We start from the raw sequence: 25,837 nt of genomic DNA, 5'->3' as shown, positions 1-25,837 counted from the left end.
TTTCGTAAATTTAAACAAAAGAAAACTATGGGAATTTTCGATTTTATATTCGGTATCAAAAAAAGACAAATTAATGAACTTTTAAAAAAAGGAGCCATTATTCTGGATGTGCGGACTCAAAGGGAATGGGACAATGGCCATATTAAGAACGCAAAACACATTCCATTGGATGAGTTAAAAAATCGGATTGGGGAAATTAAAAAAATGAACAAACCAGTAATTACCTGTTGTGCAAGTGGCGCCAGATCTGCAAAGGCCGCCGAATATTTAAATTTGAATAATATTATTGCCACCAATGGTGGAGGTTGGTTAAGTTTGAAAAATAAATTATAGTTTGATATTCTGCAAATCGTCAGAAGATTTAATGGAATTACCTTCATATTGAAGTGTCCAGCCTAAAGAACTGGTCAGGATATAGAATTTTGACAATTCGCTGATCAGACGATTTTGTGCATTGCTTTTCAAATTGGAGGCTTCAATCTTTTTCATCAATTGCACCCTGACTTTATCTTTGATCTTATTATAATCTTCCGCTTTAAAGGGATTTAAATAATCAGCTGTGATATCATAATACTCAAAATCTGGACTGATATTAATCTCTTCTTTTGGAATACTTAAAATTCTGAGTGTTTTGGAGGCTTCATCCAATTCATATTCAATAAGGCTTAAATCGTAGGACACCGTTACATCTGCATTGACCACTACCAGTGCCTTCTTTTCAACACTGACCAAGTTGGCAAAAATAGCTTTTGAATTTTTATAGGTAAACACCTGACTGAAATGCCCTTCGGTGACCACTAACTTGCTGACATTCTTAATCTGCTCTTGGATGAGTGCAGAATTTTCCTGTAGAATCGTTTTGTCCTTATCATTAAAAATAAAGCGATAGCCGAACAAAACGACCAACACTAAAATTAAAACGTACAGGAGTTTGCGCATTGTTTATTTGTTATTTATATAAACCTGCCAGGTTTTAGAAACCTTGCAGGTTGGTTTTAGAAATCTTTCAGGCTTATGGATCTTACTTATTGAGCTCTAATTTTTCGGCAAAATAATCGCAGAAATCCATCATAGTTGCAGACATTTTTTCATCTTCTGTAGCGCGATGAAAAGTGTTGCTCATTTCGACCAATGTTTGATGGAAAAATAGTTTCATTTCATCTACAGGCATATCTTTCGTCCAAAGATCGATACGCAAAGTCTCTTGCGCTTCACTATCCCATACTGAAAGCATCATGGCCTTGGCCTCTTCGTTGTTGATTCCACCATCTGGTGCCGTCCAACTTAGTTTTTCAGGAACGCGGTTTTCATCCAGTTCAACGTGTAACTCAATGGTTGATTTTATGGTTTTTGACATTATTTTCGCGGTTTAAATTTAGAATTATTAAAAATTTCGTCAGCATTCATTTGCAACATCTCCATGAATGGAACGTCATTGTTTTTCATAAAAGATCTTACGATTTGCCACCCTAAGTATTGACCTATTTTACCTGGCGACTCACTGTCCAATTCCAAATAAAATTTAGAAAAAGGCGCATCGGCAATAAAGCGACCAGCCAAACTATTGTCCGTACTGAATAAAAGTTCCCGTTCAATAAAATAGCGCCAGATTTCACTTTCATTTGCATTCGCCCAATCCAATTGCGCTTCAGAATACCCAATTTTTACAGCATCAGATTTGAATGGAATCATCTTATCCTTAAAATATAACTGCTTTCCGAAATAGATCATATCATCCAGAAGAGTTTTTGGATTATTTTGAAATATGTAATTCTCTGAATAGTTTGCTGCCAAATCGCTCACTATTTGAGAACGCTTCATATTTACGGTCAAAAACCTCTGAATACCTTCGTAAAAGTGATGCTCAGAACCTAAATACGTATCTAAAGAAATCAGTACAATTGTATCTGTGACAATCGTTTTATTTCTGTAATCTACATCTGAAGTTACGGTAATCACTCTTGGCACTTTAAAGGTTTTATCGTAATATTTCAAATGTTGAAAAAGTGATGCGATATCATGATGAACATCATCAAAATTAGAATAGGTTTTTTCAACTTCGTTTGACAGTTCCTTCTGAAGCGAATCATTAATGCGATCAACCCATATAGAATCAGGGATGCGTTCTGAAAACAAAAAAGGATAATCAGATTTCAACTTGGGTAAGTCAACAGTTTTAGCATTGGCAAAATCCAAATCAAATCGTTCTACTTTTAGGTCTATATCAATTTTAGAAATTTCACTTTCTATCTGATCACTTTCTTTACAAGCGTTAAAAACAAACAGCAGGGCCAATAGAAAACCAATATTCTTCATAGATGTTTTAAACCTCTTTAATTTTTATTACTTAGACGATTACTTTATTTTTGTGGTACAAAGGTAATATTCTTTGTGTTAAATCCTCCAAAAAATGCAAACTGAAAAAGTTATTGACCACATTGTGAATTGGCTAAAAGATTATGCCAATAATGCCAAAGTAAACGGTTTTGTGATTGGTATTTCTGGCGGAATTGATTCGGCTGTTACTTCCATCTTATGTGCCAAGACAGGTTTGGACGTGTTATGCCTTGAAATGCCCATACATCAACCAAAAAGCCATGTATCACGAGGGCAAGAACATATAAAACAATTAAAGAACAACTTTGCGAACGTAAAGGATACATTGGTGGATCTCACTCCAGTTTTCGATCAATTCAAGGCCGAAGTGTCTGTCACTAAAGAACAAGCTACCGTTGACATGGCACTTGCGAACACGCGGGCAAGATTAAGAATGACAACATTATACTACTATGCAGGACTACATGGCTTATTGGTGGCAGGCACTGGTAACAAAGTAGAAGATTTCGGGGTTGGTTTTTACACAAAATATGGTGATGGTGGTGTAGATTTGAGTCCAATTGCTGATCTAATGAAATCTGAAATCTATGATCTCGCGAAAGTATTGGGTGTTTCAGAAGCCATTATCAAAGCAGCTCCTAGTGACGGTTTGTTTGGCGATGACAGAAGTGATGAAGACCAGATAGGTGCGTCCTACCCGGAATTGGAATGGGCAATGACCATGAAAGAAAATGGAAAAACAGCCAATGATTTCGAAGGCAGAAAACGAGAGGTCTTTGAACTTTTCTCAAAACTAAACAGAAACAACCAGCATAAAATGGTTCCTATTCCAATATGTGAAATACCTGAAAACTTAAAATAATTTAACAATTTCATTATGAAATTCATTGAATGTTATCAAAATCAGCGGAATATCATGTTTTTTTTCATACATTTACGAAGCGAATCTCCACAATCTTAAACTTATCCTCTTAAGTGTATAGACTAACTTAATTAACTAACAAACAACAAATTATGATTAAGGTATTGGTTGTGGACTACCATCCCATTGTAAGAAAGGGCTTGAAACTGTTTTTTGAATCAGATCCAGACATTGAAGTCGTTGGAACTGTTGGCACAGGCATTGAAATCTTCGAATTTATAAGACGTTATCCGGTAGATGTGATCATTTCTGAAATTGATCTTCCAGAGCTCAATGGCATCACAGCCTTAAGAGCTATTAAAAAAGAGCATGAAAATGTAAAAGTCATCATATTCAGTTATCACCCTGAAGAAATCTATGCAATCAGCACTATTAAAGCAGGTGCCTCCGGTTATCTTTCAAAAACGGTAGACACAGAAACTATTAGAGAAGCCATTATTAAAGTACATAATGGCGATATCTATTTGAGTGATAACATGGCGAAACATTTGCACTTTAACGAAACCCGTAACTCAAAGAGCAAACTTTACAAACGCTTATCCACACGGGAAGTCGAAGTTTTGAAGCTGCTTTCCACGGGGAAGAAGAACAAAGAAATTGCTTTGGAACTCGATATCAACGAAAAAACTGTCAGCACGTATAAAGCCAGACTTTTCAAAAAACTGAATGTCACAAATCTTGTGGATTTAATCCATCAAGCGCAACATATGGGCACCGTTTAAATTTTTCCGCCAACCACTTTTCCTAATTTTTTAGACAAGAGTGTTTTTAACCTTAAATAATCCCGGACATCTTCCATGATTCCCATGGCATTATTTTGTGGTTGAGAAATTTCCATCTTATATTCCATCACCTTTTGATCGATCAAAAAGCATCTTAAACTCAGAATCGTTTGGGTCACCAATTGTGCTATGGATTGATCCTTATTTTTAGGAATAATATGGTTGCGCTCCCAATCATGGAGGCTATAGCGTTCATCATTCATCAATATGGTGGTCACCTCATTGGCCATTTTCTGATCGAGTCTGTTGATAAAATCCTTCAGTTGAAACTCTTTCGATTGGTGCAATGCCTCAATAATAACATAATATAAACTCTTGAAATGTTCATCAGAAAACTGCATTTCATCCTCCTGTAAATCGAGATATATTTTCTCAAACACCTTCGCCTGATGGATTATTGGCTCCATTTTCAGGTCGCCAGCATCATCTTCCTTCATGACTAAATCTTCAAACTCTTCCGTTTCGTTACCATAAAGCAACAAGATTTCTATAATCTTCTGCTCCAATACATATTGATGGTTCACTTTTTTTTCAGGCTGTTCTGAGCGCACCACATCAAAAGCTTTTTGTTCCGTTTTATGTTGTCTGTTGGCTTCTTGAGTTTCCTTTTTACCCATCTGAGCCAAAGTACTGAACAAGACCGCTTCACTGATGTCCATAATATTGGAACATTCTTTTACATAGATCTCCCGTTTGATCGGGTCAGGAATCTTTGAAATACTATTGACAATTTCCCGAATGGTATCGGCCTTTTTTATAGGATCGTTTTTGGCTTCCTCAACCAATAAGGATGCTTTAAACTGTATGAAATCTTTGGCATTGCCCTCAAGATAGGACGCAAGCTCTTCAGGAGTATTCTGTCTGGCAAAACTATCCGGATCGGCACCGCTTGGAAAGGAACACACTTTGACATTCATGCCTTGTTCCAAAATCAAATCAATACCTCTTACGGCGGCACGAACTCCTGCAGCATCACCATCAAATAGCACGGTGATGTTTTTGGTCAAACGATTTATCAAACGAATCTGTTCCGGCGACAACGCTGTTCCAGAAGATGATACCACATTCTTAACACCAGATTGATGGAACTGGATGACATCAGTATATCCCTCTACCAAATAGCAATTGTCTTCTTTGGCGATGGATTGTTTGGCATGGAACAAACCATACAAGATTTTACTTTTGTGATAGACTTCACTTTCTGGAGAGTTAAGATATTTTGCAGCCTTCTTATCAACACCCAAAATTCGACCTCCAAAACCTAAAATCCGTCCACTCATACTGTGGATGGGGAACATAACCCGACCCTTAAACCGATCAAATCGTTTCTCGTCTTTGACAATGGTCAATCCCGTTTTTTCAAGGAATTCGAGTTGGTAACCTTTCTTCAAGGCTTCGTCAGTAAAGGCTTGCCATTCATCCAACGAATACCCCAAATTGAAGGTATTGATCGTGTCAATTGTAAAGCCACGTTCCTTGAAATAACTCAAGCCAATTGCTTTCCCTTGATCTGTTTTATGCAGTGTATTTTGAAAATAAGTATTCGCAAACTCATTGACCAAATAGAGGCTTTCCCTTTCATTGGCAACTTCCTTTTGCTCATTGGTCTGCTCGGTTCTCTCAATCTCGATATTGTATTTTCTGGCGAGGTACTTAAGAGCTTCAGGATAAGTAAAATGCTCGTGTTCCATAAGAAAGGTCACGGCATTTCCTCCTTTACCACTACTAAAATCCTTCCAGATTTGCTTTACGGGACTCACCATAAAACTTGGTGAACGTTCATCGCTAAACGGGCTCAAACCTTTGAAATTACTCCCGGATTTTTTGAGGTTGACGAAATCGCCAATGACCTCCTCAACACGGGCGGTTTCAAATATTTGGTCTATAGTGGATCTTGAAATCAAAGTTGTAGATGTAATTTTTTGTAAAAATAGCACAAAGAAAGCAAACATTTAAGGAATGTGCGCTTTGAGTTTTCGGAAAACGAGCTAAGTCAAAACTGTTTCTCAAACCTGATCTCATTTTTCAAAAAGATGTCATATAATCATCTTAAACCTCTTTTTAAAAACACAATTATGGTAAGTATTTGTTCAAGACCTATTTTGTACATATATTTGTACCTAATATGATACAATTATTTATGTTAATCACAACCGTTTCAGAATTCAGAAAAGATATTAAGAGCTACTTGGACAGAGTGGTTAAAAACTTCGAGACGCTAATCATCAATCGCGGCAAAGACTCAGGAATTGTAGTGATGTCATTAGAAGAGTACAATTCATTAATGGCAACCAACCACGAATTGTCTTCTCGAAAAAATGAACTTCGATTAGATGCAGCCATTGAAAAGCTGAAAAACGAAAAATCGTTCGAGAAAGACCTAGTTGAGAACTAAAATGAAATATGTATTTGTTGATGAGTCTTGGGAAGATTATTTGTATTGGCAAAAAACAGATAAAAGGAAAGTAAAAAAAATCAATGAACTTTTAAAAGACATTGCACGGAACCCTTTTGAAGGTCTTGGTAAACCAGAGCCACTCAAGCATAAATATTCAGGCTTTTGGTCAAGACGAATTGATAGTGAGCACCGACTGATCTACCAATTCAAAGAAAATGAAATATTGATTGCAAAATGTCGATTTCATTATGATTAGACTTCTTCCTTGCCATCACCGAAAGAAAAAAAGGCATTGAATAACTTTCAACACCCTTTTTGACTAACACAATAGAATTAAATTAACTAAAAATCCCAACGTAATCCCAAGGACACATTTCGCTGAGCAACAGCTTGATCTTTAAACAAATCATTGAGATTATATTTGGCATAAACACTGAAATCACCAACGCCAACATAAGCACTTACACCATAAACAAAATTAGAGGTGTTGTAATCTGATTTAAATTTATCCTTTTGATTTTTTCCATCTTCTTTATACTTCAATTTTTGCATTGTCCCCAAATTGACACCGGCAAACCCACCAATTCCAACTTTGAATTGATTACCTGTTAAATATCTGATACGGTTACCATAATCCTTAAATCTTGAAGGCCCAAACTCAAAATGGATTGGAACGACTAAGCTTGTAGTTCTAAGTTTCGCCTTTTTAATTTCATACGGAAACGGTTCCAACGTCGTCACCTCTCCGTTCTCAACAAAGTATTGATTGTCTTTTATGGACAATTTATTCCATTGCACGGAAAGTCCATACGTCATTCTCGCAAAATTTGAGTTTTTCAAGAGTCGGGTTTTCCAGAGCCAACCCAATTCCACAAATCCAGAGCCTCCTATTTGGTAAGGTGAGTCATCCAAACTTTGACCTTCGATAATCGTGTTGTTAAAGCCAATGGCAAACAAAAAATCCTTGGTCGTACGAATATCATATTTTGGAGGCTCGTTCTTACTGTTTATACTAATTCCTGTAAAAGAACCAATACTCACGCCTATTTCATTTCTGTTCTCGCTTTCTAACTTATAGCTGGCATCGTTGCGTTGAAGAAGTGCTATTTTATTATCAATAATGGCCAAGCGATTTTCAATGTTCAATGCTCTCTTTTTAGCCATCTCATTCTTTAAGACTTCTGCGTTTTCTTGGGAAATCTCGCCTCTTTCAAGACGTTGATTAATCGTCTCTACTTCGGCTTTTAAAGATGCTTTTTCTTCGTTTACGATCGTTTCCTTTAACTGCTTAAGATTCTCGATCTTGAAGTGATTGTCTGGGTTTTGGAGTGTGTCCTGTGCATGGGATATGTTCGCAATTAAGCATAAAGTGATCAGCACAACTAGTTTTGTGATTGTGTTCATAATGTTCGATTTTTGATTGATGATTAATTTTGACTATAGGGATTCCTGCCTTCGCAGGAATTGGATTAGTTATTTCGCTCCGCAACTGCAGTTTTTACGGTTTCATAACTTGTTTTTAAAGCTTCAAAGATTTTATTTCTAAATGATTGCTGTAAATCGGATTCAACATCCTGTAGCAGTGCATTTGCATCAACAGTTAATGTACCTTCATTGATAATGGTCTGGTATCTTATTTCTTTCTGAGCTTGTACTAACAAGGCATCAATATCAGCATCGGTAACAGTTTGACCTTTACTTTTTAGATCTTGAATTTGCGCTACAATCTCAGAGACTTTTTTATCCTCTAAACTTTCATTTTGAAGATTTGTATCTAACGGCTCAATGATTTCTTTCTCGATTTTAGCAACGGAACTATTTTGCTCTAATGGTAGTGTTAAATCATTCTGTTTTTTTAGAAGCTCTTCTTTAGCTGTATTTTTCTCAACCGATTCGCGCATTTCATCATCTTGTTGAGTTGTCGCTAATTGTTCCTTCACTGGCAATTTCTCCATCGGAATGAGATGTTCATCAACCTGTTCTTGCGTATCTACTATAACTGGATTTTGAATCTCAGCGCTATTCCCGTTAAAAAAAACGTTCACCGTAAATAATATGGCTACAACACTAGCTGCAATACCCATCCACCAATACATTGTTTTACTCTTGTTTCTATCGGCGGCATCCAATTTGCCAGCTAAAGTGTCCCACGAAGTAGTAGATGGTTTGATTGTTCTTTCCTCAAGCGTTTCCTTTATATTATCTTCCCATTTCATCTGTACCATTATTTATAATGTTCGACTTGTTGATCTTTTGTTGCAAAAGCTGTCTTGCCTTAAACAACTGCGATTTTGAAGTGCCTTCATTGATATTCAGCAAACTCGCTATTTCATGATGTTTGTAACCTTCAATGGCATACATAACAAAAACCATTTTATAACCTTCGGGCAATGCGTCAATATGCTGTTGGATCTCATTCACTTCGATTGCCGTTTCAATATTGTTAACCTGCTCATGATTTACCTCAATATCTTCAACCGAAAACTCAACCTTCTTTTCTTGCCTCAAAAAAGAAATAGCTTCCCTGACCATGATTTTCCTGAGCCAACCTTCAAAACTGCCTTCATTCTTAAAGTTTTTCAAATTAACAAAAGCTTTAAAAAAACCGTTTAGCATCACCTCTTCCGCCTTTTGAATATCCTTGACATAATATCTACAAATACTCAACATTTTTGGCGCATGCACTTCATAAAGCACATGTTGCGCCTCACGATTGTTTTTTGCTGCTTTTTTTATGAGCTCGATATTGTTGTTATGTAATTGAATGACTTTCAAAAATTGGTTCTATTAGGTCTTCTATTTATAAAGACGCAAAAAGTGTGTAAAAGGTTGCCTGGGGAATTATTTATTTAGTGAATTCTTTAAAAACAAGAATAAATCCGTTCATAATCAATAGGTTATCTTGTTAAATAAATGTCTCTTATTTTAAAAACATGAACTACTTCGTGCTACGTGCTTCGCGATTCAAGCTTAACCCCTACTTCTTTCGATCAATAACATAATTGACCATAAGCAGCAAAGATGCTTTAAATTGAGATTCGGGATAGGCATTTAAAAGTAGCAAAGCTTCGTCTTGAAATTCCAGCATTTTAGAAACAGCATACTCCAATCCGCCTTTGCTTTTTACAAATGCAATGACCGCCTTAACGCGCTTTCTGTCTTTATTATGGTTTTTGACCGAATTGATCAACCAAGACTTTTCTTTTTTAGTAGAATTATTAATGGCATAAATAAGCGGAAGGGTCATTTTACGCTCCTTGATATCGATACCTGTAGGCTTTCCGATGGCTTCATTACCATAATCGAATAGATCGTCTTTAATCTGAAATGCCATTCCGATGAGTTCTCCAAACTTACGCATGGTTTCCACATCAGGAGCATTGGGTTTTACAGAAGCCGCACCAAGACTACAACAAGCAGCAATGAGTGTTGCTGTTTTTTGCCGAATGATTTCGTAGTAAACATCTTCGGTGATGTCCAATTGACGTGCCTTTTCTATTTGAAGCAATTCTCCTTCGCTCATTTCCCTAACGGCCACGGAAATAATTTTAAGCAAATCAAAATCGTTGTTATCAATGGAAAGCAGTAAGCCTTTAGATAGTAGGTAATCGCCAATAAGCACGGCAATTTTATTCTTCCATAAGGCATTGACCGAGAAAAAGCCCCGCCTTCTATTGCTATCATCTACCACATCATCGTGTACCAAGGTGGCAGTGTGGATCAATTCAATAACCGCAGCACCTCTGTAGGTTCGTTCGCTAACATTGCCATTATTGACCATTTTGGCAACGAGAAACACGAACATAGGTCGCATTTGCTTGCCTTTTCTATTGACAATAAAGGTTGTAATTCTATTTAAAAGCGCCACTTTAGAAGACATGGAAAGTAAGAACTTTTGTTCAAAAAGTTCCATTTCATAGGCAATGGGCTGCTTTATTTGTTCGTCAATTTTCAAATGGAGGTCGTCATGCGTATTTCTATAACAAACGTACTAAAAATGGGAATGATATACTATCTAAATTTTCAGAAAGCTGAGTTTTATACGATAATGAGTACAAATAAAACAAGATGCAGCTTTTTTAAGACTTATTTGCCAACTGTCCACAAGCCGCATCAATATCCTTGCCTCTTGAGCGTCTTACCGTCACGGTGATATTGTTTGCTTCCAACATGGAGATGTACATGTCTATCGCAGCATTATCCGCTTGTTGGAATTCGCCATCATCAATAGGGTTATATTCAATTAAATTGACTTTACTGGGTGCAAATCTGCAGAACTCTATCAAGGCTTCCACATCCTTTTTAGTGTCATTGATACCATCCCAAACCACATATTCATAGGTAATAAGGTTTTTGGTTTTGGCATACCAATGCTCTAAAGCCTCCCTCAAATCGGCCAACGGAAACGTTGCATTAAATGGCATAATGGAGGTGCGGATCTCATCAATGGCAGAATGCAAGGAAACGGCAAGACCAAATTTGACTTCGTCATCGGCCATTTTCTTGATCATTTTAGGAACCCCTGAGGTGGACACCACAATTCGTTTAGGAGACATCCCCAAACCTTCAGGTGAGGTTATCTTGTCAATAGCCTTCAATACGTTATTATAGTTCATGAGAGGCTCTCCCATGCCCATAAATACAATATTCGTCAAAGGTTTATTGAAATACAATCGACTTTGTTTATCAATAGCAACAACTTGATCAAAAATCTCATCAGGGTTCAGGTTACGCATGCGTTTAAGACGCGAAGTAGCACAGAATTTACAATCGAGACTACAACCAACCTGCGAAGATACACAAGCGGTGGTACGCTTCTTTGTTGGAATCAGCACAGACTCAACAATCAATCCATCATGCAGACGTACTGCATTTTTAATGGTGCCGTCATTACTGCGCTGCATCTGGTCCACCTCAATATGATTGATGACAAAATTGTCCTCCAACATAAGTCGTGTCTCTTTCGAAATGTTGGTCATGTCCTCAAACTTGTGGGCGCCTTTGTTCCACAGCCATTCATAGACTTGATTGCCTCTAAAATCTTTATCGCCCTGTGCGACGAAAAATTCTCGAAGTTGTTCTTTCGTTAATGCGCGTATGTCTTTTTTTGTTGTTTCCATTGATGATGCAAAAATAATGAAAGGTTTGACGAATTGCGAAGAGGTCAGGGTATAATTTGAGAAAGTTCGGTTACAACGTCCAATTGAGACTTAAATTGAAGATGAAATTGAAGTTGAAACTTTCGAACAATTGTAGACATCGGCCTACTGAATACTGAGAATGCTTACTGCTGACTGCTGACTGCTGACTGCCGACTAAAAAAAAGCCCCATCCAAAAAGATGAGGCCCTAAGTATATTGATCTGCCAATTAAAGAATTAACATCGCGTCTCCATAAGTATAGAAGCGGTATTTCTCTTTAACAGCCTCATCGTAAGCCTTTTTAATAAAATCATGACCTGCAAAAGCAGAAGCCATCATCAATAAAGTAGATTTTGGCGTATGGAAATTGGTGATCATGCAATTGGCAATGCTAAATTCATAAGGTGGGAAAATGAATTTATTGGTCCATCCTGAAAACTCATTCAGTGTACCACTTGATGATACTGAACTTTCAATAGCTCTCATGGCAGTTGTACCTACAGCGCAAACTCTCTTTTTACGAGTTTTAGCATCATTGACAATATCGGCAGCTTGTTGGGTAACAAAAGCTTCTTCACTGTCCATTTTATGTTTGGACAAATCTTCTACCTCAACTGGATTAAATGTCCCCAATCCAACATGTAGTGTCACCTCAGCAAATTCGATTCCCTTAATTTCCAAACGCTTTAATAAATGCTTAGAAAAATGTAAACCTGCGGTTGGTGCAGCAACTGCGCCTTCATTTTTTGCGAAAATAGTTTGGTAGCGCTCCTCATCTTCTGGCTCAACCTCTCTTTTTATGTATTTCGGCAATGGTGTTTCTCCTAGCAATGTCAATTTTTGACGGAATTCCTTATACGATCCATCATAAAGAAAACGCAAGGTACGTCCTCTGGATGTTGTGTTATCAATAACCTCAGCCACTAAAGTTTCATCATCACCAAAATACAATTTGTTACCAATTCGTATTTTTCTGGCTGGATCAACCAAAACATCCCATAAACGTTGTTCTTCATTAAGTTCTCTTAATAAAAAGACTTCAATTCTTGCTCCTGTTTTTTCTTTATTGCCATATAAACGGGCAGGAAAAACCTTTGTGTTGTTTAGGATCATTACATCGCCTTCATCAAAGTAGTCAATGAGATCCTTAAACATTTTGTGTTCAATGGTTTGTTTTTTTCTGTCCAAGACCATCAAACGAGATTCATCTCTAATTTCTGTTGGATGTTCAGCCAATAGCTCTTCAGGAAGTTTAAAATTAAAGTGGGATAATTTCATGTATTTATGTGTTTTTTTTAAATGATCAGATCTGTTTGCCAACAAATCTTAAAAATACCCTTTTCTATCAAATCGTTCGCCCTGAACTTAGTCATAAGTACGTCACAATGCGATTTGTATAGATTTTTGCAGGCTGCAAAGATACAATCTCAAACTAGGCCTTGTCAAGTAAATGACCGTTTATTATTTTGTAATTTTAAAACCGACACTTTTAAGGTCCTCCCAGAAGGTGGGATATGATTTTGAAACAACCATCGCGTCTTCGATTTGAAGATTTGTTTTGAGACCTAAAGGAGCAAAAGCCATGGCCATCCTGTGGTCATGATAAGTAGCGATAACCTCCCCTAACCCTTGAGTAGTGAAGTCTTTACTTTCTGAACTAAATACCTGATTAGGTTCTAATGACAAACTATTTTCTGTGATGGAAACTGTTGCACCTAACTTTTCAAGTTCTGTTTTCAGAGCTACAAGCCTGTCCGTTTCTTTAATTTTCAAAGTATGTAAACCCGTTAAATAACAGCCTATTCCGAGTCCAAAACAGGTTGCGGCGATGGTTTGGGCAATATCAGGAGCGTTTTTAAGATCGCAAGTCATAGTTTTCAGCTGACATTCTGATTTTTTTAAAAGTGTGATCGTATGGTCTCCAAATTTTGTTTCCACACCAAAATCAGTATAGATTTCGGACAAAACAGAATCGCCCTGCAAACTGGCCTTTTTGTAAGAGGATAAAGTGATTTTAGTCCCCACAGCACTTAATGCCACAATACTATAAAAATAAGATACTGATGACCAATCACTTTCTACCGTTAAATCCCTTTGTTGAGCGCCTAGATTCGCAAGCGGATTGATCTTTATTTTATTATTCTCAAAGGAGGTTTTCACTCCAATTTGATTGAGCAAATTCAAGGTCATATTGATATATGGCACTGACGTAATTTCTCCCTCTAAGGTTAATTCCAAACCATTTTTCAGTTTTGGGGCTATCAATAATAGCGCAGAAATATATTGACTGCTTACATTGGCTTTTAAAGACACTTTCTCTTTAGACAACAATTTACCATTGATTTTTAACGGTGGACAGCCTTCAGTTTCCAAATAAGAGATATCGGCACCCAACGTTTTTAAGGTTTCAACCAATACCTGTATCGGACGTTCTTTCATTCTCGCTGATCCCGTAATGACAACTTCTCTTCCTTCCTGTGTCGCAAAAAAAGCAGTCAAAAATCGCATTGCCGTACCAGCATGAGAAATATCAATAAGGTTTGACGTCGATTTTAATGCTTCTTGCATTACTTCGGAATCGTCAGAATTGGAGACATTTTGAATCTTTAGCTCTGGATAAAGTGCTTGTAATAATAACAATCGATTCGACTCACTTTTTGAACCTGTAATGACAATTTTTGGGGGATTATCTACAATGGTAGATTTATGAAGAGCTAACAACATTGGATTTACGATTTTTGATTTACGATTGACGATTTTCACCTGCCATTCCGCAGCATTCGCGGAGGCGTGATTTACGATTTACGAAAATAGAAAAGCTATTTCACAAAGCTCCATAAAAGAAGCACGAAGTTTCACAAAGATTTGAGGATTGATGATTTTTAATTAACGATTAACGAAAATAGAAAAGCTATTCCACAAAGTGACACAAAGTAGTACGAAGTTTCATGAAGGAAATCCTAAATTGATTGGTGATTCACTAATGCCGAAATGAACAATTCATATGAATCCTAAACTTTGAACTAAAAAAAATTATTTCAACTTATATTTTTTTTAACACTACTTTTTCGGTTTGCTTTTCTACCATCAGCTGATAAAATTGTTTAAAATCAGAATATTCATTTGGAAGAATAAGGGACTGGTTGATATCCAAAATAACTAAAAACTGGAGCATCCTACCATTTTCCTTTGCTATATACTTAAACTCACCTGCATTTCCATGAAATTGAACTACGGTACTTTCTGGTATGGATTCCACAACATAGCCATCAGGAATCATCATGTTAATTGTGTATCTCTCGTTAAATGAATACACAAAATCAATAGGATACTCTCTTTTGTCATCCTTAAACGGGTTTTCTTTTGGAGCAAAAAACAACATTGGTGTCAGGAATACCTTATCGCCTATTTGCTCTATCCCACTCTTCAGATTGTAATCATAAACATACATTATCGGATTATCTATAACCTCCATATCAGTAATCTCATAATTTGACACTTCTATTTCACCTTTATCCTTTTCAATAGCCATCAATTTTTCTTCAGCATTATAATTTTGATATTTACCTCTGAAGTTCTTGGCTGCAAATGAGGTCATAAGACCTCCTATCTTACCATCAATAGATAGATCATCGTTAATTTTGGCATTTAAGGAAATGCTCTCTTTTACGATTTCTTTAGGTTTTAGATCAAACCAAGCTGAACTGCCAGCTTCTCTAATAATCCTGCCCTGCCAATTGATTGCTCTTACTGGAAGTACATTGGGCGTCGCAAATTTATCGGTGGCATCCAAAACAATGACATCATTGGGCACTTCTACCGCGGCAACAACATAATTAAAGCCACCTGTTGCAGGAAATAACGGAATATCATTACTTCGCGTACTGATCAACATGGGATTGGCATTTATTTTGGCATATCGCAACATGGCAGTGAGCATTAAATTAATATCCGCCACATTACCAACTCCCTCTTTATAAGCTGTTTTCACGCCATTATCTGTGGTGTATCCGTTATAATCATTCCACTTAACTTTCGATTTTACAAAATTATAAATGAGGTTGATTTTTTCAGAATCATTAGTGACACCTTCGATCAATGAAGAAATATCCTTTTCAAAATAATTGCCCTGTTTTAACTGACCTCCAAAGTCTCTATCCTCAAAAATTGTCTTGGTCACCTCATCCCATGTGGATGCATAATTTGTAATTTGACCGCCAGGATCTTTAGAAAAGGCATATTCCCATATTAATTTTGTTCTGTAAGTATTTAGATTACTAACATAATTTTCATTTTTTAGCGCCGGAATATTTGACAATTTAATTTCGGTTTTATTCTCCTTAAACTCCCATTTCCTCGAGGAATAGCTTGTAGTTGAAACACCATAACCTGATCTGCTCTTAGTCTGAATATGTTCTGTTCTGTTAACCTGAGATTCACTGATTCTTGGGATATAGACCGCTCTCGGATTAACATATCTATTAAAATTATAAAATTCAGGAATTCTGACATACATATCCAATTCCTTTATAGGAATGCCATATTGCAAGTTAATGTCACGAATAGTTATGTACGGTGATGTAATCTTATATTCAAATTCTATAACACATCCATCTTTAATATTTGGCATGGTAAACTTTGATGTTTTCCAGTATTTATTGTTTTTTTCATCAAACATGCCATCTTTCTTCAACTTGGCCTCGTCTATCTTTCCGTTCTCAAGGTTATAGGTTACTGCTTTTAAATTACTGATATTTTCCCCTTTTGATCCATTATCTCTCAGCTGGATCTCTTCTGTAGCCCAATCATAACCATCCTTGTTATAAATCTTAATACGTTTATATATTTCAGTAACCTGTACAAATCCTTCACTTTGTATATAATTGTAATAGGTTTTTTGATTTAGGAATAAAATCGCAGCATTTGCTTCTGGATTTTCAGGATACGCGGTTTCCTGAAGTTCACTCTTAGAGACTTTACCAAATCTATAATCTTGGGCATTGGACCAATTAAAAGCGATAAGAATAAGTAGGTAGGTAATTTTTTTCATGGGGCCATGTTAAAAGGCTAAACTAACCCTTTTTATCAAATATCAAAAATGGTTACCTACAATCTTTGGCCTTCTACTATGGTTACAGAGCTATTATTAATGAGTTCCACTTGCTCGGTGTCAATGGTAACACTTGCATTTGAAACGCTTTGTATGACTGCTTTCATGAACTCCTATATCCCCAACAAAAAGTTTAAAAATCTTAATTATTGCATTTTATTTCAAACCAATGAATATTAGCTTTTCAAACCTACACGATTTTTAAAACCTTGCAGGTTGGCTGGCAAACGGAACTCATAATTCAAAAGTCATTTCAACTTCTCATTCCCATGATGTCTGTCATGATCCCGCTTTGTTTTTAAGTCCATTTTCTTGTCAAAAGCAGCCTGAAGATCAATTCCTGTTTGATTGGCCAAGCATAACACAACGAAGACCACATCTGCCAATTCCTCACCGAGATCTTTGTCTTTATCGCTTTCCTTTTCACTCTGCTCGCCATATCGACGCGCGATAATCCTGGCTACTTCGCCCACTTCTTCGGTAAGTTGAGCCATGTTGGTCAACTCATTAAAATACCGGACACCATGAGCTTTAATCCATTCATCAACTATTTTTTGCGAGTTTTGAAGTTTCATCTTATATTTTTTTTAACACTACTTTTTCAGTTTGCTTTTCTGTCATCAGCTGATAGAATTGCTTGAAATCATCATATTCATCTGGAAGAATTAAGGATTGATTCAAATCTAAAGAAATCAAAAATAGCAACATCTTCCCATTTGCCTTTGCAATATACTTAAACTCCCCTGCATTTTCCTGGAATTGCACCACGGAACTTTCAGGAATGGATTCCACAACATAGCCGTCAGGAATAATCACATTAATAGTATATCTATCGTTAAATGGATATACAAAATCAATTGGATATTCTCTTTTATCTCCCTTAAACGGATTCTCCTTAGGCGCAAAAAACAGCATTGGTGTTAGAAATACCTTATCGCCTATTTGCTCGATACCATTCTTCAGATTATAATCATAAACATACATGATCGGATTATCCAAAACATCCATATCAGTGACTTCATAATTTGACACTTCTATTTCACCTTTATCCTTTTCAAGAGCCATCAATTTTTCTTCGGTATTGAAATTCTCATATTTACTCCTGAAATTCTTGGCCGCAAATGAGGTCATTTGGCCTCTGACCTTACCGTCAATAGACAGATCATCATTAATTTTCAAATTTAAAGATGTATTCTCTTTGGCTGTTTCTTTAGGACTAAGATCAAACCACTCTGAAGTGCCAGACTCTCTAATGATCCTACCTTGCCAATTAATTGCTCTTTCTGGAAGAACATTGGGGGTTGAAAACTTATCGGTTGCGTCCAAAAGAATAACATCGTTAAGCAGTTCTACGGCAGAAACAACATAATTGAAGCCACCAGTTGCCGGAAATACAGGAATATCATTACTTCTTGTACTGACCAACATAGGATTGGCATTTATTTTGGCATAACACAACATGGCCGTGAGCATTAAATTAATGTCAGCTACGTTGCCAACTCCTTCTTTATAGGCCTTTTTAACACCATTGTCTGTCGTATACCCATTATAGCCATTCCACTTAACTTTCGATTTTACAAAATTATAAATAAGGTTAATTTTCTCAGAATCATTGGTAACCCCTTTGATCAATCCAGAAATATCTTCTTCAAAATAATTGGTCTGTTTTAACTGTGTACCAAAGTCGCTATCATTAAAGATCGTTTTTGTGACCTCATCCCAATTGGTGGAATAGGTTGTAATCAATCCTCTGAGATCTTTGGAATAGACGTGCTCCCAAATTAGTTTTGTTCGATAAGTGTTAAGATTACTGACATATACTTCATTTTTGAGTGCGGGAACCTTGGATAATCTAATTTCCGTCTTCATTTCTTTGAATTCCAATTTCTCATTTGAAAAATTCGATTTACCGGCGGTCACTTGTCCGCGTGAAGGGTTACTATCTTTACCACTAAATTGAATATGTTCAGTTCTGCTTACCTCATACTCCTTAATTTTTGGAATATAGGTGGCTCTTGGATTGACATATCTATTGAAATTAAAGTATTCAGGAATACGAACGTACATATCCAATTCCTTTATGGGTATACCATATTGCAGATTAAGATCATCAATATTTATGTAAGGTGATGTTGTTTTGTATTCAAATTCCAACACACATCCATCTTTAATATTTGGCATGGTAAACTTTGAAGTTTTCCAAAATTTATTGTTTCTTTCATCAAAGATGCCATCCTTCTTTAACTTGGTCGCCTCTATCTTCCCATTCTCCAAGGTGTAGGTTACTGCCTTCAAACTAACCACAGATTCTCTTTTTGAACCATCATCTCTTAATTGAATCTCTTCAGTAGCCCAATTAAAACCATCTTTATTATAAATTTTTATCCGCTTATAGACTTCTGTAACTTGTATAAAACCTTCACTTTGCACGAAATCATAATAGGTTTTTTGATTGAGGTATAAAATTGCGGCATTTGCTTCAGAGTCTCCGGGATATGCGGTTTCTTGAAGCTCATCTATGGATACCTTTCCGAATCGGTAATCTTGGGCATTGGCCCAATTGAATGCAATAACAATAAGGAAGTAAGCGGTTTTTTTCATGTGGCTAAGACTTTTTTATAAGGATAATTCTTGATTGGTCTTGTTTGACAACTTCTAAATAAAAATTTCTGAAATCCTCATAATCCTCCTTGACATAATCACCTTTATTCAAAATAAAACTGCGTTTAAACAGTAAGGTATGGTCGTCATTTTCAGTAATGGAATAGTTGTATTTGCCGAATTTATTTTCAATAAGAAGGTCATTTTGAAGCGCTTCAACTTCATAGTTTTCTGGAATCGAAATGACATATTCATCCATATCATGAAAGCCACGCTCGATTTCAAATGGCAGTTTTCGATCTCTATAACGCGTTGGAACATTGGAAAGCACGTTGAAAAAGTTTGGACTCAAAAACAAACGATCACCCGTTTTTGAGGCATATTTCTTTGCGGTCAACTCAATGTTTTCAGTAAACCTTATCGCGTCTTTATCGTTGTTGTAATTCATTGAAAGAACATCAATATTATTGATATGTCTCCAATAATCCTTATAATGAAGTGTTTGATCTTTTATGGTTCTGTACTGAATCCTTTCATGATGGCCATATTGGGTGCCGTAGGAATTTAGATTGATTTTAGCTTCAATATCGCCGTCTTCAGTCAAGACGATATTTGCCTTGGTATCCAATAGATTTTCTGCAGCAGTATAAATTTTGGTGCGGACAACTTCACCACCATCAGGCCTGATCACAAATACATTTCTGTCATCAGTAAAATTGGCATTGTATCCAAAAGGAGAGGTTTGACTTGTGCATTCCAACCAGATATTTGTTCCTTCATAAGGAAGATTTAAAATAACGTGATTGGATTGCCCAAGAAAAGAGGCAAAATCCTTATTGATATCCACTAAATTATCCGGTGATGCATAAACTCTCGTATAATAAGACTCAACACCAACAAGATCCAACAAGGCTTTGGTATAATTAGATAATCCTTTGCAATCGCCATATTTGACTTCATCAACTTTTAGGGCATCAATAGGCTGGATTCCTCCAATACCTTCTTGAACACTGATATATCTTGTGTTATTTTGAACATATTGATACACTACCTTGGCCTTATCGATGGGATCGTCAAGTCCTGAAACCAAAGTCATTATTTCATTCCTGGTTTTTTCAGAAACGCGAGTTCTTCCCGACAACAATTGCTCATGCATCCATTTCCCTAAACCTTCCCAATCGTTTGAATTGCCAACATATCCTTCATAGGAAAAATTTTTTAAATTGAGCATGGCATACGGCGTTATATCCTTCAGGTTAGGACTATACGCTTCATAAGCGATGGCCTTAAGATTGTTGGCTTCATAATGGATTTCGCCATCTTTGGATTGATTGACAACGCCAAAGGCTTCAAAATTGGCTTCAGATTTATTTAATTCGTTGGCAGGGTCATATCGAAACACGTATCGGCTGTATTCTGTACTCGTTGAAAAGCCTTCTATTGGTCGCCATCGTCTTATATATGCTGTGTAATTGTATTCAACCTCGGTTTCAAAAAGCACAGTATAGGGATAATCAACTGGGGTGTATCTTAAATATTTAACACGACTGTCAGAATAAAGTGTACCTCCATCAACGGCGCTGACATCTTCAAAATCGTTTCTTTTGATTTTTTTAACTTCTTTTCCATGGGCATTATAAATTCGCGCTTCCATCTTTTTGATGGAAACACCTTTATCATATCCCAAAAAAGCGTCGACTTTAGAGTTTCCTGAAGAATTCAGAATGGTGACAATCCGTTTATTGGTATGAACCATTTTATTGGTTGCCTTTACTTCAATATAGGAATCATCCCATCTGACGACGGCATTGGCATTCTCTCTTAAAGCAAAAGGTATGGTTTGGGAGTTCAATAGTTTATCCTCCTGTGCAAGACAGAAAATCGGAAAAACCAGAACAAAAATTAAGCGGTAAATTCTGATCATGGGGGCCATGTTAAGCCGCTAAAGTAGTCTTTTTTAAGAGATGTCAAAATGGTTACTCCACATTTTTAGAATCAATAATTATCGTTACCGGACCATCGTTTATGAGTTGTACTTTCATGTCTGCACCAAATTGACCGGTTTGTACTTTTTTACTTAGATCTTCTTCGATCTGCTTTATGAAATTTTCATATAATGGAATTGCGACATCGGGTTTTGCTGCTTTGATATAACTGGGCCTATTGCCCTTTTTAGTGGAGGCATGGAGTGTAAACTGGCTGACGACAATAGCCTCTCCGTCAACTTCAATAAGCGATCGATTCATCACGCCATTATCATCTTCAAAAATACGAAGATTGGCAATTTTCCTTGTCAGCCATTGAATGTCCTCTTGCGTATCATCATCCACTATTCCCAACAAAATCAGCAATCCTGACCCGATGGCAGCTACTTTACTATTGTCAATGGTGACACTTGCATTTGAAACTCTTTGGATGACTGCTTTCATGAAAATCTATATTCTTATAGGGTGATTTAAAATGTTGATTTTGTTTTTGATTCTAGCTTATTTTAAACCTACAAGGTTTTTGAAACCTTGCAGGTTGGATGGCTCACGGCCAACGGAATACTGAGGATTGAGGACTGCCAGCTGAGGACTGAAGACTGAAGACTTATTTCATCCATTCCTCGGTACGATAATGTTCATCATCTCCTTCCAAAATTTGTAGATAACTTCTATAGCGTGAAAAGGAGATTTCATCTTTATCCAATGCTTCTTTTATCGCGCATTGAGGCTCTTCAATATGTAAACAATTATTAAATCTGCACTTATGTTTTAAAGCAAAAAACTCCGGAAAATAATCGCCAATTTCTTCCCTATCCATATCTACAACGCCAAAACCTTTGATTCCGGGCGTATCGATAATTTTAGCTCCGAAGCTCAAATCAAACATTTCTGCAAACGTTGTGGTGTGCTGTCCCTGCATGTGCTGCATGGAGATTTCCTTTGTTTTCAAATTTAAGCCTGGCTCAATCGCATTCACCAAGGTCGATTTTCCAACACCAGAATGCCCAGCAAACATGCTGGTTTTATCTTTCATCAAAGACTTCAGTTGATCAATGTTTTTCCCGGTTAGAGCAGACACTTCGATACATTCATAGCCTATTTTTCTATAGATAGAGGATAAGTACTTTACTTCCATCACATTCTCATCATTATAGGTATCCATTTTATTGAACACCAGAACTGTTTTAATGCGATAAGCCTGCGTGGTAACCAAAAACCGATCTATAAAGCTCGTTAATGTTGGAGGATTGTTTATGGTGACAAGCAGAAACACTTGGTCGATATTGGCGGCAATAATATGAGTTTGTCTGGAGAGGTTGACCGACTTGCGCACAATATAATTCTCCCGATCGTGAATGGTATGGATAATTCCAGTAGTGACATTGTCCAATACCTCCACATCAAAATCCACAACATCACCAACCGCAATTGGATTGGTGCTTTTGATGTCCTTGATTCTGAACTTTCCTTTTATACGGCAATCGTAAAAGGCACCGAGTTCTGTTTTTACGGTGTACCAACTTCCTGTGGACTTATAAACGGTTCCTGTCATGCATCAAATTTAGTCAACAAAATAACGATTTTAAAATTAAAGAAAAATGTATATTAGCTACTTAATTTTTAAACCAACCTACTTATTATGAAAAATTTATTCATTCCAATTTTATTATTTGCATTTCTCATTAATGTCAATGCCCAAACCAATCTCTATGAAAATCCCGAATTTGACGATATTGCTAAATCACATCGAATCATAGCTATAGTTCCATTTAAAACTAAGGTAAAATTAAGACCCAAGCAAATGAAGGATATGACAAGTGAACAATTAGATCGCTTGGAAAAAGCTGAAGGCGAAGGCATTCAAGCTGCATTATACTCTTGGTTCTTGAAACGAAAAAAAAGAGGTGACATGAATACCGTAGACATTCAAGACGTTCGAACTACTACTGCAATATTAAATAAAAAAGACATCAATTATGATAATATATTGGACTACACTCCACAAGAACTAGCTCAAATTCTTGGTGTTGACTCCGTAATTTCTGGTGATTTTGAAACCAACAAACCTATGTCAGAAGGAGCCTCGCTGGCATTAGGTCTGCTTGTGGGTTTTGGTGGCGCCACAAACAGTGCATTAATTAACATGAGTGTTCATAATGCTGAAAACGGCACATTATTATGGAATTATAACAAAAAGGTAAAAGGAGGTTTGGGAAGCAGCTCAGAGGATTTAATTAATGTCCTTATGAGAAAAGCTTCGCGAAGATTAAGTTATACTAAAAACTAACGCTTGAAAACTTTAAGGTTTTATTTGTGAACGTGTATCCTCAAATTCTCCTGAGTATATAAATAAAAATAAGGAGGCTGTCTTACTATTAAAGCAGCCTCCTTTTTAATTATGAATTAATAATTTTTTCTTGGTGGTTAATGGATTCTTGGTGAATAGCCTTGAACATTTTAAGGATAAACTCTTCGCTCAGTCCATTTTGTTCACCTTCCAACACCATATTTCCCAAAATCTCGTTCCAACGTTTACTTTGTAAAACCGCCACGTTTTTTTGCTTTTTTAGGGCACCAATTCCATCAGAAAACTTCATACGCTTGCCTAACATTTCAATAAGTTGATTATCTACCACATCAATTTGTGCTCTTAAATTACTCAAGTTAGTATTGAATTCCTTTTCAGGATCAGACTCTTTTCTGATACGCAAATCTCTCATAATTTGAATCAAAGTCTCCGGCGTAACCTGTTGCGATGCATCACTCCATGCCGCATCAGGATTGGTGTGTGTCTCGATCATAAGTCCGTCAAAATTCAGATCTAAGGCAGTTTGCGACACGTCAAAAATCATATCACGTTTTCCTGTGATGTGCGACGGATCATTGATCAACGGTAAGTCAGGGAATTTAGTTTGTAATTCAATGGCCAATTGCCATTCTGGATTATTTCTGTATTTCGTTTTTTCATAAGTTGAAAACCCCCTATGGATTGCTCCCAATCTTTTGATATCAGCAGTCGCCAAACGCTCAATCGCACCCAACCAAAGTGGCAAGTCTGGATTTACCGGATTCTTTACCAAAACAATCTTGTCTGTTCCTTTTAATGCATCAGCAATTTCTTGAACAATAAATGGACTCACTGTAGAACGGGCACCAATCCAAAGCAAATCGATATCATGCTCCAATGCCAGTTCAACATGTGCTCTATTGGCGACCTCAGTTGCAGTTTTAAGACCTGTTTCTTCTTTAACTTTTTGCAACCATTTCAGTCCCAATGCACCAACGCCTTCAAACATTCCTGGACGTGTGCGTGGTTTCCAAATTCCAGCCCTAAAATAACTAACATCTGTATCTTTCAATTGATGGGCAATACCCAATACTTGTTCTTCTGTTTCTGCACTACATGGGCCTGCAATGACCAAGGGATGATCCAATTTCAAATCATCTAACCATGTTCCTAATTCTTTCTTGTTTTCCATAATACTTATTAATTTCCAAATTTTAAAATTCCCGGTCTGCCGACCGGCAGGCAAATTCCAAGGTTTACTCTATAAGCTGATAGTATTGGAATTTGGTACTTTGATTTTTATTTATTTAATACTATTGTATACCGTTTAATATTTCTTTTATATAATTCGTGTTTTTCATTTCTGAATAAATAGCCTCGAAGTCATCCTCATGCATGAACTTCCTAAATTCTTGGAGGTTGATGATGAATTCATCCAAGGTTTCGAGGACGTTGGCTTTGTTCTGTTTGAAAATTGGCGTCCACATCTCAGGGGAACTCTTTGCCAATCGGACGGTTGAAGCAAATCCACTTCCCGCCATATCAAAAATATCACGTTCGTTCCGTTCTTTATCAATCACAGTTTTACCCAACATAAACGAGCTGATATGCGATAGATGCGACACATAGGCAATATGCTTATCGTGAGCTTCAGGATTCATATAACGGATGCGCATCCCTAAATCTGAAAACAACTTCAATGCTTGTTCTTGAAGCTTGAAAGCCGTTTTCTCAACCTCACATATAATATTGGTCTTATTTTGATACAATCCCAAAATTGCTGCTTTGGGTCCAGAATACTCCGTTCCTGCAATAGGATGTGTGGCCAAAAAATTGCGACGCTTTGGGTGCTCTTCTATGGCTTTGCAGATTTCAGCTTTTGTAGAACCCACGTCCAACACCAAGGCATCGTCTGAAACCAAATCCAACACTTTTATAATCTCATTGACCGCGGCATCTACAGGTATAGACATAATTACCAAATCGGCATTTTTCAAATCTTCATAAGTAGCTTTAGCATCAATAACATTCAGCTGCATGGCCTCTTCCAAATGGTTTTCATTATGATCTATCCCGAAAATCTTTACCTTATGATCGTGTTTTTTAATATCAAGGGCTAAACTTCCCCCTATCAATCCAACACCTATGATGTATATGTTTTTCATTACTAATTATGTCGTCCCTTTGGGACATTATTTTACGATAATTATTTTTTTACAGAGCTACAAAGGTTTCGCGCCTTCGGAGCTTTGATACTCAATGTCAATTGCA

General features: G+C 36.7%; 25 protein-coding genes. 6 read left to right on the top strand and 19 right to left on the bottom strand.

Annotated features, from left to right (window positions below; all coding sequences use genetic code 11):
• Positions 1-27: 27 nt before the first annotated feature.
• Positions 28-333: a rhodanese-like domain-containing protein gene (locus J4051_RS03095; RefSeq protein ID WP_208232313.1), complete on the top strand. Its 306-nt coding sequence runs from the start codon at positions 28-30 to the stop codon at positions 331-333.
• Here J4051_RS03095 and J4051_RS03090 read toward each other — a convergent pair.
• The 3 genes from J4051_RS03090 to gldB form a co-directional block, all read right to left on the bottom strand.
• Positions 328-939 carry a DUF4230 domain-containing protein gene (locus tag J4051_RS03090; RefSeq protein ID WP_208232312.1) on the bottom strand — a complete coding sequence of 204 codons (612 nt, stop codon included), beginning with the start codon at positions 937-939 and terminating at the stop codon, positions 328-330. The genes J4051_RS03095 and J4051_RS03090 overlap by 6 nt on opposite strands.
• An 82-nt stretch (positions 940-1,021) precedes the next feature.
• Positions 1,022-1,357 (bottom strand): gliding motility protein GldC, encoded by a 336-nt coding sequence (gene gldC, locus J4051_RS03085; RefSeq protein ID WP_208232311.1) that lies wholly within the window; start codon positions 1,355-1,357, stop codon positions 1,022-1,024.
• On the bottom strand, positions 1,357-2,316 hold the full coding sequence (gldB, locus tag J4051_RS03080) for a gliding motility lipoprotein GldB (RefSeq protein WP_208232310.1): 960 nt from the start codon (positions 2,314-2,316) through the stop codon (positions 1,357-1,359). The genes gldC and gldB overlap by 1 nt, the downstream gene beginning before the upstream one ends.
• A gap of 94 nt (positions 2,317-2,410) precedes the next feature.
• On the opposite strand from gldB, the gene nadE reads away from it, so the two are divergent.
• On the top strand, positions 2,411-3,199 hold the full coding sequence (gene nadE, locus J4051_RS03075; RefSeq protein WP_208232307.1) for an NAD(+) synthase: 789 nt from the start codon (positions 2,411-2,413) through the stop codon (positions 3,197-3,199).
• A 152-nt stretch (positions 3,200-3,351) separates the two neighbouring features.
• Positions 3,352-3,981 (top strand): response regulator, encoded by a 630-nt coding sequence (locus J4051_RS03070; protein WP_208232304.1) that lies wholly within the window; start codon positions 3,352-3,354, stop codon positions 3,979-3,981.
• Here the strand turns inward: J4051_RS03070 and dnaG are convergent.
• A complete protein-coding gene (gene dnaG / locus J4051_RS03065) occupies positions 3,978-5,945 on the bottom strand; it encodes a DNA primase (RefSeq protein WP_208232303.1) in 1,968 nt (655 codons plus the stop codon). The genes J4051_RS03070 and dnaG overlap by 4 nt on opposite strands.
• A gap of 236 nt (positions 5,946-6,181) precedes the next feature.
• Between dnaG and J4051_RS03060 the strand changes: the two genes are divergently transcribed.
• Together J4051_RS03060 and J4051_RS03055 are read left to right on the top strand one after the other, a co-directional pair.
• The gene (locus J4051_RS03060) at positions 6,182-6,436 is read left to right on the top strand and encodes a type II toxin-antitoxin system Phd/YefM family antitoxin (RefSeq protein WP_208232378.1); all 255 of its coding nucleotides are present in this window, start codon (positions 6,182-6,184) and stop codon (positions 6,434-6,436) included.
• 1 nt (position 6,437) lies between these two features.
• Complete coding sequence (locus J4051_RS03055) at positions 6,438-6,695, top strand: Txe/YoeB family addiction module toxin (RefSeq protein WP_208232301.1); 258 nt, start codon at positions 6,438-6,440, stop codon at positions 6,693-6,695.
• Between the two features lie 86 nt (positions 6,696-6,781).
• On the opposite strand, the gene J4051_RS03050 is transcribed toward J4051_RS03055, so the two are convergent.
• The 13 genes from J4051_RS03050 to rsgA all read right to left on the bottom strand — a co-directional run bounded on the left by J4051_RS03050 (position 6,782) and on the right by rsgA (position 22,831).
• On the bottom strand, positions 6,782-7,843 hold the full coding sequence (locus tag J4051_RS03050) for a hypothetical protein (RefSeq protein WP_208232299.1): 1,062 nt from the start codon (positions 7,841-7,843) through the stop codon (positions 6,782-6,784).
• Between the two features lie 65 nt (positions 7,844-7,908).
• Positions 7,909-8,655: a hypothetical protein gene (locus tag J4051_RS03045; RefSeq protein WP_208232297.1), complete on the bottom strand. Its 747-nt coding sequence runs from the start codon at positions 8,653-8,655 to the stop codon at positions 7,909-7,911.
• Positions 8,639-9,214 carry an RNA polymerase sigma factor gene (locus J4051_RS03040; protein WP_208232295.1) on the bottom strand — a complete coding sequence of 192 codons (576 nt, stop codon included), beginning with the start codon at positions 9,212-9,214 and terminating at the stop codon, positions 8,639-8,641. Before J4051_RS03040 ends, J4051_RS03045 begins: the two co-directional genes overlap by 17 nt.
• A gap of 202 nt (positions 9,215-9,416) precedes the next feature.
• Entirely contained in the window at positions 9,417-10,394 is a 978-nt protein-coding gene (locus tag J4051_RS03035; protein WP_208232293.1) for a polyprenyl synthetase family protein, read from the bottom strand.
• A 124-nt stretch (positions 10,395-10,518) separates the two neighbouring features.
• Positions 10,519-11,559 carry a 23S rRNA (adenine(2503)-C(2))-methyltransferase RlmN gene (rlmN, locus tag J4051_RS03030; RefSeq protein WP_208232291.1) on the bottom strand — a complete coding sequence of 347 codons (1,041 nt, stop codon included), beginning with the start codon at positions 11,557-11,559 and terminating at the stop codon, positions 10,519-10,521.
• Between the two features lie 249 nt (positions 11,560-11,808).
• Positions 11,809-12,858 (bottom strand): tRNA preQ1(34) S-adenosylmethionine ribosyltransferase-isomerase QueA, encoded by a 1,050-nt coding sequence (gene queA, locus J4051_RS03025; protein ID WP_208232289.1) that lies wholly within the window; start codon positions 12,856-12,858, stop codon positions 11,809-11,811.
• Between the two features lie 183 nt (positions 12,859-13,041).
• Positions 13,042-14,304, bottom strand: a complete 1,263-nt coding sequence (locus J4051_RS03020) for a 3-phosphoshikimate 1-carboxyvinyltransferase (protein WP_208232287.1) — start codon at positions 14,302-14,304, stop codon at positions 13,042-13,044.
• A gap of 319 nt (positions 14,305-14,623) precedes the next feature.
• The gene (locus tag J4051_RS03015; protein ID WP_208232286.1) at positions 14,624-16,630 is read right to left on the bottom strand and encodes a transglutaminase domain-containing protein; all 2,007 of its coding nucleotides are present in this window, start codon (positions 16,628-16,630) and stop codon (positions 14,624-14,626) included.
• Positions 16,631-16,938: 308 nt separating this feature from the next.
• On the bottom strand, positions 16,939-17,265 hold the full coding sequence (locus tag J4051_RS03010) for a nucleotide pyrophosphohydrolase (RefSeq protein ID WP_208232284.1): 327 nt from the start codon (positions 17,263-17,265) through the stop codon (positions 16,939-16,941).
• Between the two features lies 1 nt (position 17,266).
• Positions 17,267-19,291 (bottom strand): DUF3857 domain-containing protein, encoded by a 2,025-nt coding sequence (locus tag J4051_RS03005; protein ID WP_208232282.1) that lies wholly within the window; start codon positions 19,289-19,291, stop codon positions 17,267-17,269.
• A 4-nt stretch (positions 19,292-19,295) separates the two neighbouring features.
• Complete coding sequence (locus tag J4051_RS03000; RefSeq protein ID WP_236027173.1) at positions 19,296-21,215, bottom strand: DUF3857 domain-containing protein; 1,920 nt, start codon at positions 21,213-21,215, stop codon at positions 19,296-19,298.
• Between the two features lie 52 nt (positions 21,216-21,267).
• Positions 21,268-21,720 (bottom strand): D-aminoacyl-tRNA deacylase, encoded by a 453-nt coding sequence (gene dtd / locus J4051_RS02995; protein ID WP_208232280.1) that lies wholly within the window; start codon positions 21,718-21,720, stop codon positions 21,268-21,270.
• 163 nt (positions 21,721-21,883) lie between these two features.
• On the bottom strand, positions 21,884-22,831 hold the full coding sequence (rsgA, locus tag J4051_RS02990; protein ID WP_208232278.1) for a ribosome small subunit-dependent GTPase A: 948 nt from the start codon (positions 22,829-22,831) through the stop codon (positions 21,884-21,886).
• 87 nt (positions 22,832-22,918) lie between these two features.
• Here rsgA and J4051_RS02985 point away from each other — a divergent pair, with 87 nt between their 5' ends.
• Positions 22,919-23,566: a hypothetical protein gene (locus J4051_RS02985; protein WP_208232275.1), complete on the top strand. Its 648-nt coding sequence runs from the start codon at positions 22,919-22,921 to the stop codon at positions 23,564-23,566.
• 109 nt (positions 23,567-23,675) lie between these two features.
• On the opposite strand, the gene J4051_RS02980 is transcribed toward J4051_RS02985, so the two are convergent.
• Positions 23,676-24,758 carry a bifunctional 3-deoxy-7-phosphoheptulonate synthase/chorismate mutase type II gene (locus tag J4051_RS02980; protein WP_208232273.1) on the bottom strand — a complete coding sequence of 361 codons (1,083 nt, stop codon included), beginning with the start codon at positions 24,756-24,758 and terminating at the stop codon, positions 23,676-23,678.
• 121 nt (positions 24,759-24,879) lie between these two features.
• Positions 24,880-25,731, bottom strand: a complete 852-nt coding sequence (locus tag J4051_RS02975; RefSeq protein ID WP_208232271.1) for a prephenate dehydrogenase — start codon at positions 25,729-25,731, stop codon at positions 24,880-24,882.
• Positions 25,732-25,837 lie beyond the last annotated feature (106 nt).

The organism is Gelidibacter pelagius (genome assembly GCF_017581925.1).
GTDB lineage: Bacteria > Bacteroidota > Bacteroidia > Flavobacteriales > Flavobacteriaceae > Gelidibacter > Gelidibacter pelagius.
This window is presented reverse-complemented; position numbering and strand designations above follow the sequence as displayed.

Bases quoted from the DNA above. Each gene is read 5' to 3' on its own strand.
- J4051_RS03095 (WP_208232313.1), top strand. From the start codon at position 28: ATGGGAATTTTCGATTTTATATTCGGTATCAAAAAAAGACAAATTAAT.
- J4051_RS03090 (WP_208232312.1), bottom strand. From the start codon at position 939: ATGCGCAAACTCCTGTACGTTTTAATTTTAGTGTTGGTCGTTTTGTTC.
- gldC (WP_208232311.1), bottom strand. From the start codon at position 1,357: ATGTCAAAAACCATAAAATCAACCATTGAGTTACACGTTGAACTGGAT.
- gldB (WP_208232310.1), bottom strand. From the start codon at position 2,316: ATGAAGAATATTGGTTTTCTATTGGCCCTGCTGTTTGTTTTTAACGCT.
- nadE (WP_208232307.1), top strand. From the start codon at position 2,411: ATGCAAACTGAAAAAGTTATTGACCACATTGTGAATTGGCTAAAAGAT.
- J4051_RS03070 (WP_208232304.1), top strand. From the start codon at position 3,352: ATGATTAAGGTATTGGTTGTGGACTACCATCCCATTGTAAGAAAGGGC.
- J4051_RS03060 (WP_208232378.1), top strand. From the start codon at position 6,182: ATGTTAATCACAACCGTTTCAGAATTCAGAAAAGATATTAAGAGCTAC.
- J4051_RS03055 (WP_208232301.1), top strand. From the start codon at position 6,438: ATGAAATATGTATTTGTTGATGAGTCTTGGGAAGATTATTTGTATTGG.
- J4051_RS03050 (WP_208232299.1), bottom strand. From the start codon at position 7,843: ATGAACACAATCACAAAACTAGTTGTGCTGATCACTTTATGCTTAATT.
- J4051_RS03045 (WP_208232297.1), bottom strand. From the start codon at position 8,655: ATGAAATGGGAAGATAATATAAAGGAAACGCTTGAGGAAAGAACAATC.
- rlmN (WP_208232291.1), bottom strand. From the start codon at position 11,559: ATGGAAACAACAAAAAAAGACATACGCGCATTAACGAAAGAACAACTT.
- queA (WP_208232289.1), bottom strand. From the start codon at position 12,858: ATGAAATTATCCCACTTTAATTTTAAACTTCCTGAAGAGCTATTGGCT.
- J4051_RS03020 (WP_208232287.1), bottom strand. From the start codon at position 14,304: ATGTTGTTAGCTCTTCATAAATCTACCATTGTAGATAATCCCCCAAAA.
- J4051_RS03015 (WP_208232286.1), bottom strand. From the start codon at position 16,630: ATGAAAAAAATTACCTACCTACTTATTCTTATCGCTTTTAATTGGTCC.
- J4051_RS03010 (WP_208232284.1), bottom strand. From the start codon at position 17,265: ATGAAACTTCAAAACTCGCAAAAAATAGTTGATGAATGGATTAAAGCT.
- J4051_RS03005 (WP_208232282.1), bottom strand. From the start codon at position 19,291: ATGAAAAAAACCGCTTACTTCCTTATTGTTATTGCATTCAATTGGGCC.
- J4051_RS03000 (WP_236027173.1), bottom strand. From the start codon at position 21,215: ATGATCAGAATTTACCGCTTAATTTTTGTTCTGGTTTTTCCGATTTTC.
- dtd (WP_208232280.1), bottom strand. From the start codon at position 21,720: ATGAAAGCAGTCATCCAAAGAGTTTCAAATGCAAGTGTCACCATTGAC.
- rsgA (WP_208232278.1), bottom strand. From the start codon at position 22,831: ATGACAGGAACCGTTTATAAGTCCACAGGAAGTTGGTACACCGTAAAA.
- J4051_RS02985 (WP_208232275.1), top strand. From the start codon at position 22,919: ATGAAAAATTTATTCATTCCAATTTTATTATTTGCATTTCTCATTAAT.
- J4051_RS02980 (WP_208232273.1), bottom strand. From the start codon at position 24,758: ATGGAAAACAAGAAAGAATTAGGAACATGGTTAGATGATTTGAAATTG.
- J4051_RS02975 (WP_208232271.1), bottom strand. From the start codon at position 25,731: ATGAAAAACATATACATCATAGGTGTTGGATTGATAGGGGGAAGTTTA.